The organism is Allobosea sp. FBZP-16 (assembly GCF_002831785.1).
GTDB lineage: Bacteria > Pseudomonadota > Alphaproteobacteria > Rhizobiales > Beijerinckiaceae > Allobosea > Allobosea lupini.
The window spans coordinates 67,357-85,475 of sequence record NZ_LNCQ01000044.1; the positions used below are offsets into that span (position 1 = coordinate 67,357).

The window sequence follows — 18,119 nt, forward strand, 5'->3', positions numbered from 1 at the left end:
GCCATGGACCTGGTGAAGCTCTACTTCCGCAGCCCTTCAGCCGTCATCGGCCTCGTGCTGCTCATCCTCGTCCTCGCCATGGCCGCCAGCGCCGACTTCCTCTATCCGCGCGATCCGCTGGCGCTCGCCGGGCGACCGCTGATCTGGCCGTTCAGCAATCCGCGCTTCCTGCTCGGCACCGACAATTCCGGGCGCGACATCGCCGCCCAGATCTTCCATGGCGCGCGCATCTCGCTCCTGATCGGCGGCGTCGCGACGGTGATCTCGGTGATGATCGGCATCACCATCGGCGCGCTCGCCGGCTATTACGGCAGCTGGGTTGATACCGCGCTTATGCGCATCACCGAGGCGTTCCAGACCCTGCCGAACTTCCTGCTGCTGCTGGTGCTGGTCGCCGTCTTCGGCTCGACCATCACCACCGTGACGGTCGCGATCGGGATCGTCTCCTGGCCCGCTTCGGCCCGGCTGACGCGGGCGGAGTTCCTGTCGCTGCGCAACCGCGAATTCGTGCAGGCGGGCCGGACGCTCGGTCTCAGGGATATGAGGCTGATCTTCGGCGAGATCCTGCCAAACGCGCTGCCGCCGGTGATCGTCTATGCCAGCGTCGTGATGGCGATCGCGATCCTGCTCGAAAGCGCGCTCGCCTTCCTCAAGCTCTCCGATCCGAACGTCGCCTCCTGGGGCAATCTGATCGGCGCCGGCCGCGACGTGCTGCGGGTGCAATGGTACGTCTCGGCCATTCCCGGCATCGCCATCCTCGTCACCGTGCTCGCTGTCTCGCTGGTCGGGCAGGGGCTCAACGACGCCCTCAATCCGAGGCTGAAGAGCCGATGAGCCCGATCCTCGTCCTCGACGATGTCAGCGTGAAGCTGCCGGCCGGCGGCGACCGCTCGCATGCGATGGTAAAGGTCTCGCTGTCGCTGGCGGCGAACGAGATCCTCTGCGTCGTCGGCGAATCCGGCTCCGGCAAGTCGATGACCGCCAACGCGATCATGCGGCTCCTGCCCGGCGGCGTCACCATCGACGGCGGCCGCATCCTGTTCGAGGGCCGCGATCTCTGCGGGCTGGACGAGGCGCAGATGCGCAAGGTGCGCGGCGCCGGCATCGCCATGATCTTCCAGGAGCCGATGACGGCGCTCAACCCGCTGCGCAGCATCGGCGACCAGATCGGCGAGATGTTCGAGCTGCACAGCGAGTTGTCGGCGGCCGAGATCAAGGCGCGCACGCTGGCCTTGCTTGAGGAAGTTCGCATTCCCGATCCGGCTCTCGCCTTCAAGGCCTATCCGCACGAGCTCTCCGGCGGCCAGCGCCAGCGCGCCATGATCGCGATGGCGCTGGCGCTCGATCCAAAAGTGCTGATCGCCGACGAGCCGACGACGGCGCTCGACGTCACCACCCAGGCGCAGATCCTCAAGCTGATCCGCGACCTGCAGCGCCGCAAGGGCACGGCCGTCCTGTTCATCACCCATGATTTCGGCGTGGTCGCCGAGATCGCCGACCGGGTCGCGGTGATGAGCAAGGGCGAGGTCGTCGAGCAGGGTGCGACCGCCTCCGTGCTCGGCAGCCCGCAGCACGCCTATACCAGGCAACTGATCGCCGCCGTGCCGCCGCTGAAGGCGCCGCCGGCGCGGCTGTTGTCCGACGAGCCGATCATGACGATCGGCCATGTCTCGAAGACCTACCGCACCGGCGGCTTCCTCGGGCGCGGGCAGCGCGTCACTCATGCGGTCAAGGATGTCTCGCTGGTGCTGCCCAAGGGCGCGACGCTCGGCATCGTCGGCGAATCCGGCTCAGGCAAGTCGACCTTGGCGCGCTGCCTCGTGCGCCTGATCGATCCCGAGAGCGGGGAGATCCGCCTGAACGGCGTCGATCTGGCCAGCCTGAGCCGCGAGGAGATGCGCTCGGCGACGCGCGATATCCAGATGGTATTCCAGGATCCGTTCGCCTCGCTGAACCCGCGCCGCAAGGCCGGCGAGGCGGTGGCGCAGGGCCTGATCGTGCACGGCATGGCGCGGCCCCAGGCTCTGGCCCGCGCCAAGGAACTGTTCGGCCTGGTCGGGCTCGACCCGGCGGCAACCGAACGCTATCCGCACGAGTTCTCGGGCGGCCAGCGCCAGCGCATCGGCCTCGCCCGGGCTCTCGCGCTGGAGCCGGCGGTCCTGGTCGCGGACGAGCCGGTCTCGGCACTCGACGTTTCCGTGCAGGCGCAGGTGCTGAAGCTGCTGGCGGAGCTGCGCCAGCGCCTCGGCCTCTCGATCGTCTTCATCACCCATGACCTGCGCGTCGCCGCGCAGGTCTGCGATCTCGTCGCGGTGATGAAGAGCGGGGAGGTGGTGGAGGCCGGGCCGATCGGCAAGGTCTTCGGTGAGCCGCAGCACCCCTACACGCAGGCGCTGCTGGCCTCGATCCCGGGCCGTGGGTTCGGCGAAGGGCAAGGGCCCGCTCGAGAGGCGATGGCTTGATCTGCCGACGATAGGCGCAGATCGGAGCAGGTCGAGACACCGCTCTCCGGCGCTGTCCCGTCGTTTCAGCCCGGCATCCGTTGCCGAGGGCGCATCGCCGCTCTATCCCTGACGAAAGACAAGAGCATTCTCGAGCGAAGCGGACACCGGTTCGCGCGAAGACAATGCGACAAAACAAGGACCTAGACCATTTCCACGATTCGAAGAATTGCGGAATTGCTCCAGGCGAACAGGGCAGGGCGGCGACCAATGGCCGGCGAGATCAATATCGGCAGCTTCGACTACGTCGTCATCGGTGCCGGCTCGGCCGGCTGCGTGCTGGCCAACCGGCTCTCCGCCGATCGCCGCCGCAAGGTGCTGATAGTCGAGGCCGGCGGCAAGGACGACTGGATCTGGTTCCACATCCCGGTCGGCTATCTCTACGCCATCGGCAATCCCCGCGCCGACTGGCTGTACCAGACCGAGGTCGAGGCCGGGCTCGGCGGCCGTGTCCTCGCCTATCCGCGCGGCAAGGTCGTCGGCGGCAGCTCGGCGATCAACGCGATGATCTACATGCGGGGACAGGCGGCCGACTATGACGGCTGGCGCCAACAGGGGCTGACCGGCTGGGGCTGGGACGATGTCCTGCCGCTCTTCCTCAAGCATGAGGACCATATCGCTCCGGATGGCCGCTTCCATCGCTCGGGCGGCGAGATGCGCGTCGAGCATCCGCGCGTGCGCTGGGACATCCTCGATGCGGTGCGCGACGCGGCCGAGGCAGCCGGCATCCGCAAGATCGACGATTTCAACACCGGCGACAACGAGGGCTCGTCCTATTTCCAGGTCACCCAGAAGCGCGGCCGGCGCTTCAGCGCGGCGCGCGCCTTCCTGGAGCCGGCGCTCGATCGCGACAACCTGCGGGTCGAGCTCGGCTGCATGGTCGAGCGCATCGTCGTCGAGGAGGGCCGCGCCACCGGCGTCGTGCTGACGCGGGGCGGCGAGCGCTATCTCGCCCAAGTCTCGGGCGAGGTGCTGCTCAGCGCCGGGTCCGTCGGCTCGCCTGCCATCCTCGAGCGCTCCGGCATCGGCGACGGCGAGCGCCTGAGCGGGCTCGGCATCGAGACCGTCCGGCATGCGCCCGGCGTCGGCGAGAACCTGCAGGACCACCTGCAGCTGCGGCCGATCTACAAGGTCGAGGGCGTGCGCACGCTCAACACCGACTATGCCAGGCTCTGGCGCCGGCCGCTGATGGCGCTGGAATATGCGGCGCGTCGCACCGGTCCTTTGACCATGGCGCCCTCGCAGATGGGCGCCTTCGCCAGATCGGCGGCGCATTACGCCACGGCCAATCTCGAATTCCATTTCCAGCCGCTCTCGCTCGACAAATGGGGCGACGGGCTGCACCCGTTCGGCGCCTTCACGGCGAGCGTCTGCAATCTGCGCCCGTCGAGCCGCGGCAGCGTCCACCTCAAATCGGCCGATCCCGCCGCTGCGCCCGCGATCGCACCGAACTATCTCTCGACTGAAGAGGACCGGCAGGTCGCGGTCGATGCGCTGAAGCTCGCCCGCCGCATCGTCTCGCAAGCGCCGCTGGCGCGCTTCAGGCCGCAGGAATATCTGCCCGGGCCGGGCTATGACAGCGACGAGGCGCTGGCCGAGGTCGCGGGGCGGATCGGCACCACGATCTTCCATCCGGTCGGCACGGTGAAGATGGGCCGGGAGGACGACGCCATGGCCGTGCTCGACGAGCGCCTGCGTGTCCGTGGAATCGCGGGCCTGCGTGTCATCGACGCCTCGGTGATGCCGGCGATCACCTCCGGCAACACCGCCGCGCCGAGCATGATGATCGGCGAGAAGGGCGCGCAGATGGTGCGCGAGGACGCGCGCTAGAGCAATTCCGCAATTCTTCGAATCGCGGAAATATTCTAGGTCTTTGTTTTATCGCATTTTCTTCACGCGAACCGGTGTCCACTTCGCTCGAAAATGCTCTGGCTAAGCCGATAGCCCCGCCGGCTTCCGCCGCGAGGGTCTGAAGGCGAGCGCGAGCCCAAGGGGTGCGCGGGGTCCGGTTGCGGCGGCCCGTCGCCGCCATGTCGAATGTCGATGTCGAGTGTCGAAGCGGCGATGCTTGCCGCCTCCGAACCCCGCGCGCGGTTCTCTTCAAGGTGCCTCGCCAGGCCTTCAGGGTCGGGCAAGACCTGGCTTCGCCCGGACGAGGCCCCTCCGCCATTCCAGCCCGCGACGACTGTTCAGTACGGACACCGCTCTCCTGTCCGGCCGCACGATGCCTCGCGACAGCCCCCTTGGTCGGACGGGACGGGGAGAGAATACGACAGGTTTCGGGACCGGGCATCGATTGTGGCTTTATCCCCGCGCGCCTGCGAGCGAAATCGACCGCCGGCGCAAAGCTCTTGGAACGGCGGGGCTGTCGTTCGCCGGGATGAGCGCCATTACGGAACGCTTTCCTGCGTGTGGTGCGCAATGGCTGCAACTTGAAGTTGAGGCAGTATGCTGTGTTCTTGGAGGGGGTAAGCAAGACCAAAAGGGGATCGCTGCGGCTCGGCGTCCGTGACATTCGGCGATTGCGTCCGAAGGCGATGGACCCGTGCGTTGCGGCAAGTCCGCAACACAGCGCCGCCGACAACGGATGTGAACGGTGGTTCATGGCTCGCCGGGGCGCTGCGCGATAGATTGCGGTTTGGTTGGGGGGATTTCGTGAGATTCGCGCGCTTCGCCGAGGCTGAGAAGCCGTGTTGCGTACGGCTTGCTGCGCTCCTGCGTGCCAGCACGGCGCTTGTCCCGGTCGCCATGGTGCTCGCCGGCCCGGCGCTGGCCGATGGTGGTGCCGGCGGCGGCGCCGGTGCCGGAACAGGAGGGGCCGGGGGGCTGGGGCCTCCAATATTTTTGGTACGTCCGGCAGCGGCGGCGGTGGTGCTCACGGCGAAGCGAAGGGAAGGCTAGGCGCGGCGACCGATCCGAGACGCTGAATTCCGGCAAAGCATAAGAAAAGCCCGGCCAGATCGGCCGGGCTTCTTCCTTCTTGCGAATAGAGCTTTGAGCCGCTCAGGCGGCGAGGCCGCCCTGCGAGCCGCGATCACCGCGCAGCATGTTGCGCAGCTGGTAGGCGAGGGCGACCGGCGCCGGCAGGCGCTTGCGGCAGAAGGCAATCTTGCGGACGTAAGTGTCGATCCGCCATGTCGCCCAGGTCTTTCCGGCGAAGTAGGCGATGTCGCCCTGGCGCAGCGTCCGCTCCGAGCCGTCCTGCGCGGTGACGTGCACCTCGCCTTCCAGGATCATCACGGTCTCGTCCCAGTCGAAGAACCAGCGGAACTCGCCGGTAGTGCAATCCCAGACCGCCGTGGAGGCAGCGTCGTCGCCGCTGCGCGAATGCAGGCCGACGCGGGCCATCGGCTCTCCTGCGAGGATCCAGGACGGCTCGATCGGGGCCGGCTCCATCGGCAGGGCGTCCAGCGCATGCGACACCACCGGCGTCTGCTCGACCGGAACGGCCAGCGGAATCTGTCTGAGCATCATGGCGGCCGCGCCGGCGAGCATCATCTTCAAGGCCATCGATATCTCCCTAAAATCGCGGGAGATCATAGGGAGGAGGGGTAAAGGCGGCCCTCGCGATTTCCTTACATTTGTAGGGACCCGGTGGCGGCTCGGGTAACCCTCCCAAGCCGCTCTCCGCAACGTCGCTTTCAGGCGCGATCGACCGCGATGATCGCCTCGGCAAAGGCGGCCGGAGCCTCCTGCGGCAGGTTGTGGCCGATGCCGCCATCGAGCGTCCGGTGTCGATACCAGCCGGAGAACTTCCGGGCATAGGCGGCAGGATCGGGGTGCGGCGCGCCGTTCGCGTCGCCTTCCAGGGTGAATGTCGGCACGGAGATCACCGGGAAGGCTGCAAGCTTGCTCTCCAGGGCATCGAACTGCGGCTCGCCCTGCGCCAGGCCGAGGCGCCAGCGGTAATTGTGGATCGAGATCGCGACATGGTCTGGATTGTCGAAGGCCGTTGCCGAGCGCGCAAAGACCGCGTCGTCGAATGCCCACTTGGGCGAGGCTGTCTCCCAGATCAGGCGGGCGAAATCGCGGGTATTCTTCGCGTAGCCGGCTGCGCCCCGCTCGGTGGCGAAATAGAACTGGTACCACCATTGCTGCTCGGCCTTCGGCGGCAACGGCGCCTCGTTCAGCTTCTGGCTGCCGATCAGGTAGCCGCTGACGGAGACCAGCCCCTTGACGCGCTGCGGCCAGAGCGCCGCGACGATGCAGGCCGTGCGCGCGCCCCAGTCGCAGCCGCCGAGCAGGACCTTGTCGAGCTTAAGCGCATCCATCAGCGCGATCACGTCGACGGCGAGCGCCGTCTGCTGGCCGTTGCGCGGCGTATCGGCGGAGAGGAAACGGGTTCCGCCATAGCCGCGCAGGGACGGCACGATCACCCGGTATCCCGCCTTGGCGAGAAGCGGCGCGACGTCGACATAGGTGTGGATGTCATAGGGCCAGCCATGCAGCAGGATGACGGCCGGGCCATCGGCCGGCCCCTGCTCTGCATAGGAGATGCTGAGCACGCCTGCGTCGATCTGCTTGAGGGTGCCGAAGGACGACAGCGCAGGCGAAGCCGCCAAGGCTGACCGGTTCAGGCCGAGCCCGGCTGCCGCGACTGCTGTGGCCATGGCACCGATGAAGAGGCGGCGGCTGGGATCGAGGGGGCCGAGAGCTTTGGTCTTGTCCATGGTGGCGATGCCTTCTGCGCTGGGATGGTCAGGTAAGGAGGCGCCGGCGGAGATCTCCGCGCGGCGCCGTCCGGTAAGGCTCAGACGAGGTTGATCTCGACGTCGATGTTGCCGCGCGTCGCCTTGGAGTAGGGGCAGGTCTGATGCGCGGCATCGACCAGAGCCCGGGCCGTCTCGCGATCCAGCCCTGGCAGGGCGACGTTCAGGCGAGCCTGCAGGACATAGCCGCGCTCGCCATGGCGCAGGTCGACCTCGGCGTCGACAGCAGTCTCGGCGGGCACCGCGACCTTGCGCTCGCGCGCCGCCAAGCCGATCGCGCCGATGAAGCAGGCCGACCAGCCGGCGGCGAAGAGCTGCTCGGGATTGGTGCCGACGCCGGGAGCGCCGGGCGAGGTCAGCTTGACGTCGAGGCGGCCATCCGAGCTGCGGGCAGCGCCGTCGCGACCGCCGGTGGTGTGGGTGCGGCCGGTGTAGAGAACCTTGTCGGTGGAGGGCATGTTGAGCTTCCTCGTATGATTTAGATCGCATCCGATCTAATCGGATGCGGCTATATATGTGAAGCAAGGACATGATGTCAACACTTCCGATTTAATCGGATGCGATATATATCAGGGTGGCGATGACGCACTCACGATGAGGCTCGACCATGCCCGCTCCGACCCAAGACGATCCGAAGGTGCCCAGGCTGGCGGATTTTCTCTGCTTCGCGATCTATTCGGCCAATCTGGCCTATGGGCGCGCCTACAAGCCGATCCTCGACGAACTCGGCCTGACCTACACCCAGTACATCGCGATCGTCGCGCTGTCGGAGGAGGACAATCAGAGCGTCGGCGGCCTGGGCGAGAAGCTGTTCCTGGAATCGAACACGCTGACCCCGATCCTGAAGAAGCTCGAAGCGCTCGGCTATGTCCGCCGCCAGCGCGACCCGGCCGATGAGCGCCAGGTGCGCGTCAGCCTGACGCCGGAGGGGCGCAAACTCAGGGAGAAGGCGCTGCCGATGAACCTGGTGGCGGCCGCCGGGCTCGGCGAGGATTTTCCGGTGGTGCAGAAGGCTGTGGTCAGGCTGCGGGAGAATCTGCGGCGTGCCGCGCGCGGGCAGGAGACGAAAGCGGCTGGGGCGGCCGAGTGAGGATCGCGCCGAATTTCCAGCAAACGATGGTCAAATCGGCATCCGCGAGGAACCCTTCTCCCGAGTGGGAGAAGGGCAGGGATGAGGGCCTGCCCTAACCGCAGAAAACACAACGGCGCCGCAGCACCTCAATAGTCAGCGGCAGTCCCTCACCCCTACCCCTCTCCCATCCGGGAGAGGGGATCCCGCGCTTGTCCGATATCGCGCCGCTTTTCCTTGCAACTCAAGCGACAGCCTTCGCCTGATTGCCGGCCTCGGAGCCTTCGAACTCAGCCATCGCCGCGGCCACGCCGCCACTTCGATGGGGCACGCCCGCCGCGGCAAGACCCATCTCGACGCCAGAGAGGGCGCCGAGCAGAGCGAGCTCGTTGCACTCGCCGAGATGGCCAATGCGGAAGACCTTGCCGGCGACCTTGCCGAGGCCGGAGCCGAGCGAGATGTTGTACTTCTCCAGGGCGATCTTGCGGAAGCGGTCGGCGTCATGGCTCGGCGGCATCAGGACGGCGGTGAGCACAGGCGAGTGCTCGGCCGGATTCTGGCAGAGCACCTCGAGCCCCCAGGCCTTGACGGCGGCGCGGCAGGCGCTGGCGAGGCGCTGGTGGCGGGAAAAGACGTTGTCGAGGCCTTCCTCCCGCAGCATCGCGAGTGCCTCCTTCAGCCCGTAGAGGAGGTTTGTCGCCGGCGTGTAGGGGAAGAAGCCGCCGGCGTTGATCTTGATCATCTCCTGCCAGTCCCAGAAGGAGCGCGGCAGCGTGTTGCTCTTCGAAGCCGCCAGCGCCTTCTCCGAGACGGCGTTGAAGCTGAGGCCAGGCGGCAGCATCAGGCCCTTCTGCGAGCCCGATACGGTGACGTCGACCTGCCATTCGTCATGGCGGTAGTCGACCGAGGCGAGCGAGGAGATGGTGTCGACCATGAACAGGGCCGGGTGCCCGGCCGCGTCGATCGCCTTGCGGATCTCGGCGACGCGGCTGGTCGCGCCGGTCGAGGTCTCGTTGTGGACGACCATCACCGCCTTGATCTGGCGGGACTTGTCCTCGGCGAGACGTGCCTCGATCGCGGCCGGATCGGCGCCCCGGCGCCAGTCGCCCGGGATAAACTCGACCTCGACGCCGAAGCGCGTGGCGATCGTCTTCCACAAGGTCGCGAAATGGCCGGTCTCGGCCATCAGCACGGTGTCGCCGGGGGAGAGGGTGTTGACGATCGCGGCTTCCCAGGCACCGGTGCCTGAAGAGGGATAGATCACCACGGGCTGCTTCGTCTTGAAGACGGCTTTGCTGCCGTCGAGGACCTCCTTGCCGAGCGCGGCGAACTCGGCGCTGCGATGATCGATGATCGGCATCGCGATGGCGCGCAGGATGCGGTCCGGAATCGGGCTCGGGCCGGGGATGTGCAGGAAGTGACGCCCTTGCATGATCTTGTTTTCCTCCCGTCAGGGCTTGAGCGCCGGAGCGCCATTGCCGATCATTTTGCATTCATTTTTTGGAAGATCAACTGCGGTATGGTATGCCGATGATCGACAATCGGGCTCGACAGCTGGTCCGAACCGACTTAGCGATGATGCATGAGCGAACCATTTCTCGATACGCTTGATGAGCAAAGCCCGGCGCCTGCCGAGATTGCGAAGCCGGTCGCCTCATTGCACGAGGGGCTGCTGGTCGCGCTGCGGGACTTCATCGTCGAGGGCAATCTCGAGGATGGTGCCCGCGTTCCGGAGCGGGCGCTGTGCGAGCGCTTCAACATCTCGCGCACGCCCCTGCGCGAGGCGCTGAAGGTGCTGGCGGCGGAGGGGCTGATCGAACTTCTGCCCAATCGCGGCGCGCGAGTCCGCGAACTGAGCTCTGCCGATCTGCGCGAACTCTTCGATGTCATGGGCGGGCTGGAAGCCTTGGCCGGGCGCCTCGCCTGCGAGCGGATAACCGAGGTGGAATTCGCCGAGATCGAGCGGATTCATCACGAGATGTATCGGTTTTACCTGCGGCGCGACATGCATGGCTATTTCCATTGCAACCAGGCGATCCATCAACTGATCGTCGCGGCCGCAGGCAATGCCACCCTGAGCGCGACCTATGCCGGCCTGGCCGGCCGTATCCGCCGCGTGCGCTATTCCGCCAATCTCGCCAAGGATCGCGACCGGCTGGGAGAGGCGATGCGCGAGCACGAGGCCATACTCGACGCCCTGCGCCGTCGCGCCGGTTCCGAACTCAGCGACATCCTGTTCCTGCATCTGCGCAACAAGCTGAAGGCGGCGCAGGCGCCTGCTTTAGCTGCGGGCGCGTGAAGAGATCCAGTGAAGGCGAAGATGGTCGTCAATTTGAAAGGCATCAACTTTTAGATTGAATGCAAAATTTTTTGACCTTAGGCTCACTCCCATAGCGCCACCAGAGCGCGCTCAGGGAGAGAGCGACCATGAAGCACTATTGGCTTGCCGCAGTCCTGCCGCTCGGCCTCGTCGCGCCGGCTTTCGCCTGGGAGCCGACGAAGCCGATCGAGATCGTGGTGCCGTTCTCGGCGGGCGGAGCGTCCGACCAGATGGCGCGGACGATCCAGGGCATCATCCAGAAGCAGCAGTTCACCAAGCAGCCGATCATCGTGGTCAACAAGCCGGCTGCCGGCGGCGCCGAGGGCATGCTCGACATCCAGAAATCGGCCGGCGACCCGCATAAGCTGATCACCACCTCGAGCGGCATCTTCATGACGCCGATGGCGACCAAGCTGGCGCTGAACTGGACCGACTATACGCCCGTCGCGATGCTCGCGCAGGATTCCTTCCTGCTCTGGGTCAATGCCAAGGCGCCCTACAAGACCGCGGGCGACCTGATGACGGCGGCCAAGAGCGCCAACCCACCGATGAAGATCGGCGGCACCTCGTCCAAGCGCGAGGACAACCTGCTCGTCTTCGCCATGGAGAAGCAGGGCGGCACGAAATTCGCCTATATCCCCTATACCTCCGGCGGCCAGGCCTCGACCCAGCTCTCGGGCGGGCATGTCGAGGCGACGACCAACAATCCGGCCGAGGATCTCGCCAACTGGCGCGGCGGCGCCACGCGCCCGCTCTGCGTCTTCGCCGAGCAGAAGATGGCCTATACCGAGAAAGTCGCGGACGGACAGTCCTGGGCCGACATCCCGACCTGCGCCTCGCAGGGGCTCAATGTCAGCTACCAGATGCTGCGCGGCATGTTCATGCCCGGCAAGGTCAGCAAGGAGCAGCAGGCCTTCTATGTCGACCTATTCAAGAAGGTATCCGAGACGCCGGAGTGGAAGGACTATCTCGCCCGCAATGCGCTGGCGGCCGACTACCGCGACGGCGAGGCCTTCGTCTCCTTCCTGAAGGCCGATGAGGCCAAGCACGAGAAGCTGATGACCGAAGCAGGCTTCATGGCGAAGTGAGGCGACCGTAATCGCGCCTCGGCGTCATGGTCGGGCTTGTCCCGACCATCCACGTCTTCGTCTCATCGATCGTGAGCGGTGTTCAAGACGTGGATGCTCGCCACAAGGGCGAGCATGACGAAACCGTAGCGGCTGGGTGTCGAGGGGCGGGGCCGAGCCCTCGTTCTGGCACGGAATGATGAGCGGGAGTGATCGATGTCGTTGCCTTCCGAAACCGAAGCACCCGAACGCGGCATCTCGCGCCGCCCGGTCGAGATTGCCACGGCGCTGCTGCTGATCGGGCTCGCCGGCATCGTGCTCTACGACTCGCATGGGCGTGGCGCCGGCTGGGATGGCGGCCCGCAGAACGGCTTCTTCCCGGCTCGCGTCGGCTGGATCTTCCTCGCCGCCTCGCTCTTCATCCTCTGGCAGTCCTTCCGCCGGCCCGACGGGGTCTTCGTGACCTATGAGCAATTGCGCCAGGTCGTCCGGGTGCTGGGGCCGCTCATCCTGTTCGTGGCGCTGATCGGCCCGCTCGGCATTTATGTCGCCTCGGCGGTCTTCATCATCGCCTTCATGGCCGTGGTCGGGACCTCGCGTTGGTGGTCGATCGGGCTGACCGCGCTGCTGGTGCCGGTCGTCTGCTTCTGGGTGTTCGAACTGCAGTTCCGCGTGCCCCTGCCTAAGGGCCCGCTCGAAGCCATGCTCGGCTACTGAAGGACGACCGATGGACGATCTCTCCTCGCTCATCGCCGGCTTCCAGGTCGCGCTCTCCTGGCACAATGTCGGCTTCATGGCGGTCGGGGTCATTCTCGGCATCATCGTCGGGGTGCTGCCGGGCTTAGGGGGACCGAACGGCGTCGCGATCCTGCTGCCGCTGACCTTCGGCATGGACCCAACCTCGGCGATCATCCTGCTCTCGTCGATCTATTGGGGGGCGCTGTTCGGCGGCGCGATCACCTCGATCCTGTTCAACATCCCAGGCGAGGCCTGGTCGGTCGCGACCACCTTCGACGGCTATCCGATGGCGGTGCAGGGCAAGGCGGCCGAGGCGTTGACGGCGGCGTTCACCGCCTCCTTCATCGGCGCGCTTTCCGGCGTCGTGCTGATCACCTTCGTCGCGCCGCTGGTCGCGCAGTTCGCGCTGCGCTTCGGCCCGGCCGAGTTCTTCGCCGTCTTCCTCCTGACCTTCTGCTCCTTCATCGGCATGGGCCGGGAGAACCGCGCCAAGATCATCGCCTCGCTATGCATCGGCTTCCTGCTCGCCGCGGTGGGACTCGACTCGATTTCGGGCGATCTGCGCATGACCTTCGGCTCGACCGAGCTGATGCGCGGCTTCGACTTCCTGATCGTGGTGATCGGCCTATTCGGCGTCAGCGAGATCCTGCTGACGGTCGAGGAAGGGCTGGTGTTCAAGGGCAAGCAGGCCAAGATCGACCTCAAGGTGGTGCTGCGGACCTGGGCCGGCCTGCCGCGCTACTGGGCGACGCTGCTGCGCTCCGCGATCGTCGGCATGTGGATGGGCGTGACGCCGGGCGGGGCCATCGCCGCCTCCTTCATGGGCTATGGTCTCGCCAAGCGCTTCTCGAAGCATGGCAGGAATTTCGGCAAGGGCGAGATCGAAGGCGTGCTGGCGCCGGAGACCGCCGCCCACGCCGCCGGCACCAGCGCGCTGCTGCCGATGCTGGCGCTCGGCATTCCAGGTTCCGCGACGGCGGCGGTGCTGCTCGGCGGCCTCTTGGTCTGGGGCCTGCAGCCGGGGCCGATGCTGTTCGTCGAGCAGAAGGATTTCGTCTGGGGGCTGATCGCCTCGATGTATCTCGGCAATCTCGCCGGGCTGATCATCGTGCTGGCGACGGTGCCGCTCTTCGCGGCGATCATGCGGATCCCGTTCTCCTTCGTCGCGCCGGTGATCCTGATCGTCTGCGCCATCGGCGCCTACACGATCTCGAACTCGATCTTCGACATCTGGCTGATGCTGATCTTCGGCATCATCGGCTATGTCTTCAAGAAGCTCGATTATCCGCTCGCGCCGATGATCCTTGCGCTGGTGCTCGGCGACAGGGCGGAGGACGCCTTCCGCCAGGCGCTGCTCGGTTCGGGCGGGTCGCTGAACGTGTTCTGGGCGAACGGTCTCGTCGGGACGCTCGTCGTGCTGGCGCTGCTGCTGTTGCTCTGGGGGCCGATGGGCGACCTGATCGCCACGCTGCGTGGCAAGAACCAGCCCAAGACCGCCGAGGCTGCGGAATGAACCAGACGACATTGCCGCGCCCGCACAGCCGCAATCTCGGCTTCGAACGCAAGCTGTCGCAGGCGCTGGAAGGGGAGGTGCGTTTCGACGCCTTCACCCGCGGGCGCTACGCCACCGACGCGTCGATCTATCAGATCGTGCCACAGGGCGTCGCCTTCCCGACGAGCGAGGCCGATATCGCAGCGGCGCTGACGATCGCGGCCGAACATGGCGTGCCGGTGATCGCGCGCGGCGGCGGCACCTCGCAGAACGGCCAGCCGATCGGCGATGCGCTGATCCTCGACATGAGCCGGCATTTCAACGCGATCCGCGACTACGATCCGGCCGCGCGCACGGTTTCGGTCGCGCCCGGCATCGTGCTCGAGGCACTCAATACGCATGTCAGGAAGGATGGCTTGTTCTTCCCGGTCGAGCCCTCGACGGCGAGCCGCTGCACCATCGGCGGCATGGTCGGCAACAACTCCTCGGGCGCGCGCTCGCTGCGCTACGGCAAGACGGTCGACAACGTCATCGCGCTGAAGGCGATGTTCCATGACGGCGAGCCCTTCGCGCTCGGCGAGGGGCCGGTCGGCGACAACGCCTCGCCGCGGGCTCGGGCGTTGATGGAGCAGATGCTGGGCCTCGCCGACCGGCATCGCGACGAGATCGAGGCGATCTTCCCCAAGGTGCAGCGACGCGTCGGCGGCTACAACCTCGACGAGCTGATCGTGCCGCGGCCGAACCTGTCGCATCTGCTGGTCGGCTCCGAGGGCACGCTGGCGCTGACGACTCAGGCGACGCTGAAGCTCTCGCCGCTGCCGCAGCACCGCGTCATGGGCGTCTGCCATTTCCCGAATTTCCGCGCGGCGATGGAGACGACGCAGCACCTCGTCGCGCTCGGGCCGGTCGCGGTCGAGCTCGTTGACAATAATGTGCTGGTGCTTGGCGCCGACATCCCGCTCTTCGTGCGCACGCTCGCCGACATCACCAAGGGCAAGCCCAACTGCCTGCTGCTGGTCGAGTTCGCCGGCGACGATCTCGCCGCGCTGAAGGGCGACCTCAGGCGCCTCGACCAGTGCATGGCCGATCACGGCTTTCCCGATGCGGTGGTCGAGGTCGTCGAGCCTGCCCGGCAGAAGCCGGTCTGGGAGGTGCGCGAGGCCTGCCTCAACATCATGATGTCGATGAAGGGCGACGGGAAACCGGTCTCCTTCATCGAGGACTGCGCCGTGCCGCTTGAGCACCTCGCCGACTACACCGATGCCGTCACCGCCCTGTTCGAGCGGCACGGCACGCGCGGCACCTGGTATGCGCATGCCTCGGTGGGCTGCCTGCATGTCCGCCCGATCCTCAACATGAAGACGGAAGCCGGAGTGAAGGCGATGCGTGGCATCGCCGAGGAGGCCTGCGAGCTGGTGCGCCGCTTCAAGGGCTCGTTCTCGGGCGAGCATGGCGACGGCATCTCGCGCTCGGATTTCGTCGAGCCGATGTTCGGCGGGCCGCTGACCCGCGCCTTCGAGGCGGTCAAGGACGGTTTCGACCCTAACAACCGGCTCAACCCCGGCAAGATCGTCCGGCCCTATCATATGGATGATCGCAGCCTGATGCGCTTTCCGCCCGGCTACGCCACGCCGGTGCCGGCGGAGACGGCGCTCGACTGGACCGACTGGGGCGGCCTCGGCGGCGCAGTCGAGATGTGCAACAACAACGGCACCTGCCGGAAGATGGCCGGCGGCACGATGTGCCCGTCCTACAGGGCGACGCGCGAGGAACAGCACGTCACCCGCGGGCGGGCCAATACGTTGCGCCTCGCCATCTCCGGCCAGCTTGGGCCGGATGCCTTCACCTCGCCGGACATGAAGGAGGCGCTCGATCTCTGCGTCTCCTGCAAGGGCTGCAAGCGCGACTGCCCGACCGGCGTCGACATGGCCCGGATGAAGGTCGAGTTCCTGCATCATTACCACGGCAAGCACGGCCTGCCGCTGAAGGAACGCCTGATCGCCTACCTTCCGCGCTATGCGCCGCTCGCCGCCAAGCTCGCGCCGCTGATGAATCTGCGCGACCGCATCCCGCTGCTGGCCAGGCTCAGCGAACGTTGGCTCGGTTTCTCGGCGCGGCGCTCGCTGCCGGTCTGGCGGGCGCCCTGGCGCGAGGCGGCTGGACCTTCGAGCCCGTCGGCCGTGCGGGGCGACGGCCGCGACATCGTGCTCTTCGGCGACACGTTCAACCGCTATTTCGAGCGCGAGAATCTGGAGGCGGCGGAGCGCGTGCTCAAGGCCGGCGGCTACCGCCTGCATCACGTCGAAGCCGCAGGGGGAGGCCGGCCGCTCTGCTGCGGGCGCACTTTCCTCTCGGCTGGATTGGTGGATGAAGCCCGGGCCGAGGCGCGCCGCACGCTCGATGCGCTCGCGCCTTTCGTCGCCAGGGGCGCGCGCGTCGTCGGGCTCGAACCGTCCTGCGTGATGAGCTTCCGTGACGAGTTCGGCGCCCTGCTGCCGAAGGCCGAGGTCGAACCCCTGGCCAAGGCGGCGCTGTTGCTCGAGGAACTGCTGGCTGCCGACATGGCGGCGGGCCGGACCAGCCTGCCACTGCGCGACCAAGGCGGACGCGTCGCGCATCTGCACGGGCATTGCCACCAGAAGGCCTTCGACGCGATGGGCGCGGTCGAGAAGACCTTGCGGGCCGTGCCGGGGCTAGAGGTCAGGCCGATCGAATCGAGCTGCTGCGGCATGTCTGGCGCCTTCGGCTATGGCGCCGCGACGATCGACGTCTCGCTCGCCATGGGCGAGCTCTCGCTGCTCCCGGCGGTGCGAAAGGCTGCGGCGGGCGATCTCGTCGTCGCCGACGGCACGAGCTGCCGCCACCAGATCCATGATGGAGCAGGGCGCGAAGCCGTGCATGTCGTCAGGGTGCTCGACGGAGCGCTGAAGGACTGACCTTTCGGAGGAACCACACCACTCAAGGAAGCAGGCTTGGCAGGCCGCGATCCACAGCAATCTCCGGCGCGGGTTCAGGGGCTGTTAACCCTGCGCCGGTACCTCTCGATGCTCAGTCGAGCGAGTGTCGGGCCAGCGTTGATCCATGCGTCGAATCCATCGCAATCTGCAGACGAACAACGCCTCTCCCGCAGCCCGGATCTCGGATCAACTCACTGATTTCGCAGATATTCCGGAGGCGGTTCCGGCCGATCCCCGCGCCGGCACTGCGGGGCTTGTCCGCTACGGGCGCACCCCCGACAAGGTTCGCCGGCAGGCGGTCGAGCGCGTTGCCGCGCAGGTGGCTACCCCGCTGCCCGCGCCCGAGCCGGAGGCACCCGTCGATCCCGGTCGCGTCCGCTATTGGCGCACCCCCCAGCGCATGCTGCAGCAGGTCTGGGGTGGCGGGTCTCCCGAGGCGCCCATGCCCGAGATTATGCCGGAAGCTGGGGTAGAGATGGCGGGGGCGGGTGAGGATGCCTTGATGGCGCCCGACCTCGATTCGCTGCTGCCGGAAGAGACCCCGGCCGAGGCAGTGACGACGCCCTTCGCCTTCCTCTCCGATGCCGCCTTCTGGGAGTTAATCCCGGACGCCGAGCAGGAGGATGAAGCGGCCTTCGAGAGTGCGCCGCCGGTCCTTGCAGCGAGGGCCCCGGTGGAGACGGCTCGGCCGATCGCGCCGACGGCCGTGACCGAATCGGCGCAACACGCGCCTACGCTGATTCCTCCCGTTGCGTCGGCGACGATGACGTTCGGCTGGACGCAGCCCTATCGCTTCGAGTTGAGCCTGACGCCGCCGGCTCTGCAGATGGTCGCACCTGCCCCGGTGCCGGCCGTCCCGACTCCCGCTCCCAAGGCTGCGGTTGCAGCTCCGCGCCGCAGGATCATGGGGCAGCTCGCGCCTGCTGCGACCCCTGCCGCCGCGCCTGCGAAGGTCGCTGAGCCGGAGGTCGCGCCCGCGACCGCGCAGCCGAAGGTCTCGGTCGTGCCGGCGGCGCCGAAGCTGCGCGCGGCCATGCCGGTTTCCAAGCCGATCGCGTCGATGGGCTTCGAATTGCCGCCGATCGAGTTCCTGGCCGAGCCGCCGCAGATCGCGACGGCTATCCCGATCGAGATCATCCAGCAGAACTCCGGCCTGCTCGAAGGGATCCTGGAGGACTTCAACGTTCGCGGCGAGGTGGTTCAGGCCTGCCCCGGCCCGGTCGTGACCTTGTACGAGCTCGAGCCTGCGCCTGGGACGAAGTCGTC

The 18,119-nt window shown here is 66.9% G+C and carries 14 protein-coding genes; 10 read left to right on the plus strand and 4 right to left on the minus strand.

What is annotated here, in order from left to right; translation table 11 throughout:
• The first annotated feature begins 3 nt into the window (after positions 1 to 3).
• From CXY91_RS22215 to CXY91_RS22225, 3 genes are all read left to right on the plus strand, one after another.
• Complete coding sequence (locus tag CXY91_RS22215; RefSeq protein ID WP_100963433.1) at positions 4 to 834, plus strand: ABC transporter permease; 831 nt, start codon at positions 4 to 6, stop codon at positions 832 to 834.
• Positions 831 to 2,462: an ABC transporter ATP-binding protein gene (locus CXY91_RS22220; RefSeq protein WP_100963435.1), complete on the plus strand. Its 1,632-nt coding sequence runs from the start codon at positions 831 to 833 to the stop codon at positions 2,460 to 2,462. Before CXY91_RS22215 ends, CXY91_RS22220 begins: the two co-directional genes overlap by 4 nt.
• Before the next feature lie 249 nt (positions 2,463 to 2,711).
• Positions 2,712 to 4,331 (plus strand): GMC family oxidoreductase, encoded by a 1,620-nt coding sequence (locus CXY91_RS22225; protein ID WP_100963437.1) that lies wholly within the window; start codon positions 2,712 to 2,714, stop codon positions 4,329 to 4,331.
• 1,173 nt (positions 4,332 to 5,504) lie between these two features.
• Here CXY91_RS22225 and CXY91_RS22235 read toward each other — a convergent pair.
• The 3 genes from CXY91_RS22235 to CXY91_RS22245 all read right to left on the minus strand — a co-directional run bounded on the left by CXY91_RS22235 (position 5,505) and on the right by CXY91_RS22245 (position 7,668).
• On the minus strand, positions 5,505 to 6,011 hold the full coding sequence (locus CXY91_RS22235) for a cupin domain-containing protein (protein WP_100963439.1): 507 nt from the start codon (positions 6,009 to 6,011) through the stop codon (positions 5,505 to 5,507).
• Between the two features lie 131 nt (positions 6,012 to 6,142).
• Positions 6,143 to 7,171 carry an alpha/beta fold hydrolase gene (locus CXY91_RS22240; protein WP_100963441.1) on the minus strand — a complete coding sequence of 343 codons (1,029 nt, stop codon included), beginning with the start codon at positions 7,169 to 7,171 and terminating at the stop codon, positions 6,143 to 6,145.
• Between the two features lie 80 nt (positions 7,172 to 7,251).
• Entirely contained in the window at positions 7,252 to 7,668 is a 417-nt protein-coding gene (locus tag CXY91_RS22245) for an organic hydroperoxide resistance protein (protein WP_100963443.1), read from the minus strand.
• 149 nt (positions 7,669 to 7,817) lie between these two features.
• Between CXY91_RS22245 and CXY91_RS22250 the strand changes: the two genes are divergently transcribed.
• Positions 7,818 to 8,300, plus strand: a complete 483-nt coding sequence (locus tag CXY91_RS22250) for a MarR family winged helix-turn-helix transcriptional regulator (protein ID WP_100963445.1) — start codon at positions 7,818 to 7,820, stop codon at positions 8,298 to 8,300.
• A 223-nt stretch (positions 8,301 to 8,523) separates the two neighbouring features.
• Here the strand turns inward: CXY91_RS22250 and CXY91_RS22255 are convergent, their stop codons facing one another.
• Positions 8,524 to 9,711 (minus strand): pyridoxal-phosphate-dependent aminotransferase family protein, encoded by a 1,188-nt coding sequence (locus CXY91_RS22255; RefSeq protein WP_100963447.1) that lies wholly within the window; start codon positions 9,709 to 9,711, stop codon positions 8,524 to 8,526.
• A 150-nt stretch (positions 9,712 to 9,861) separates the two neighbouring features.
• Between CXY91_RS22255 and CXY91_RS22260 the strand changes: the two genes are divergently transcribed.
• The 6 genes from CXY91_RS22260 to CXY91_RS22285 all read left to right on the plus strand — a co-directional run.
• The gene (locus CXY91_RS22260) at positions 9,862 to 10,578 is read left to right on the plus strand and encodes a GntR family transcriptional regulator (RefSeq protein WP_091840730.1); all 717 of its coding nucleotides are present in this window, start codon (positions 9,862 to 9,864) and stop codon (positions 10,576 to 10,578) included.
• Between the two features lie 128 nt (positions 10,579 to 10,706).
• A complete protein-coding gene (locus CXY91_RS22265; protein WP_100963449.1) occupies positions 10,707 to 11,687 on the plus strand; it encodes a Bug family tripartite tricarboxylate transporter substrate binding protein in 981 nt (326 codons plus the stop codon).
• Positions 11,688 to 11,882: 195 nt separating this feature from the next.
• The gene (locus CXY91_RS22270) at positions 11,883 to 12,383 is read left to right on the plus strand and encodes a tripartite tricarboxylate transporter TctB family protein (RefSeq protein WP_100963451.1); all 501 of its coding nucleotides are present in this window, start codon (positions 11,883 to 11,885) and stop codon (positions 12,381 to 12,383) included.
• A 10-nt stretch (positions 12,384 to 12,393) separates the two neighbouring features.
• Positions 12,394 to 13,917: a tripartite tricarboxylate transporter permease gene (locus tag CXY91_RS22275; RefSeq protein WP_100963453.1), complete on the plus strand. Its 1,524-nt coding sequence runs from the start codon at positions 12,394 to 12,396 to the stop codon at positions 13,915 to 13,917.
• Positions 13,842 to 16,832 (plus strand): FAD-binding and (Fe-S)-binding domain-containing protein, encoded by a 2,991-nt coding sequence (locus CXY91_RS22280; RefSeq protein ID WP_100963467.1) that lies wholly within the window; start codon positions 13,842 to 13,844, stop codon positions 16,830 to 16,832. Before CXY91_RS22275 ends, CXY91_RS22280 begins: the two co-directional genes overlap by 76 nt.
• 145 nt (positions 16,833 to 16,977) lie before the next feature.
• Positions 16,978 to 18,119 (plus strand): DNA translocase FtsK (locus tag CXY91_RS22285; protein ID WP_282569396.1); only part of this gene is annotated, 1,142 nt, incomplete at its 3' end.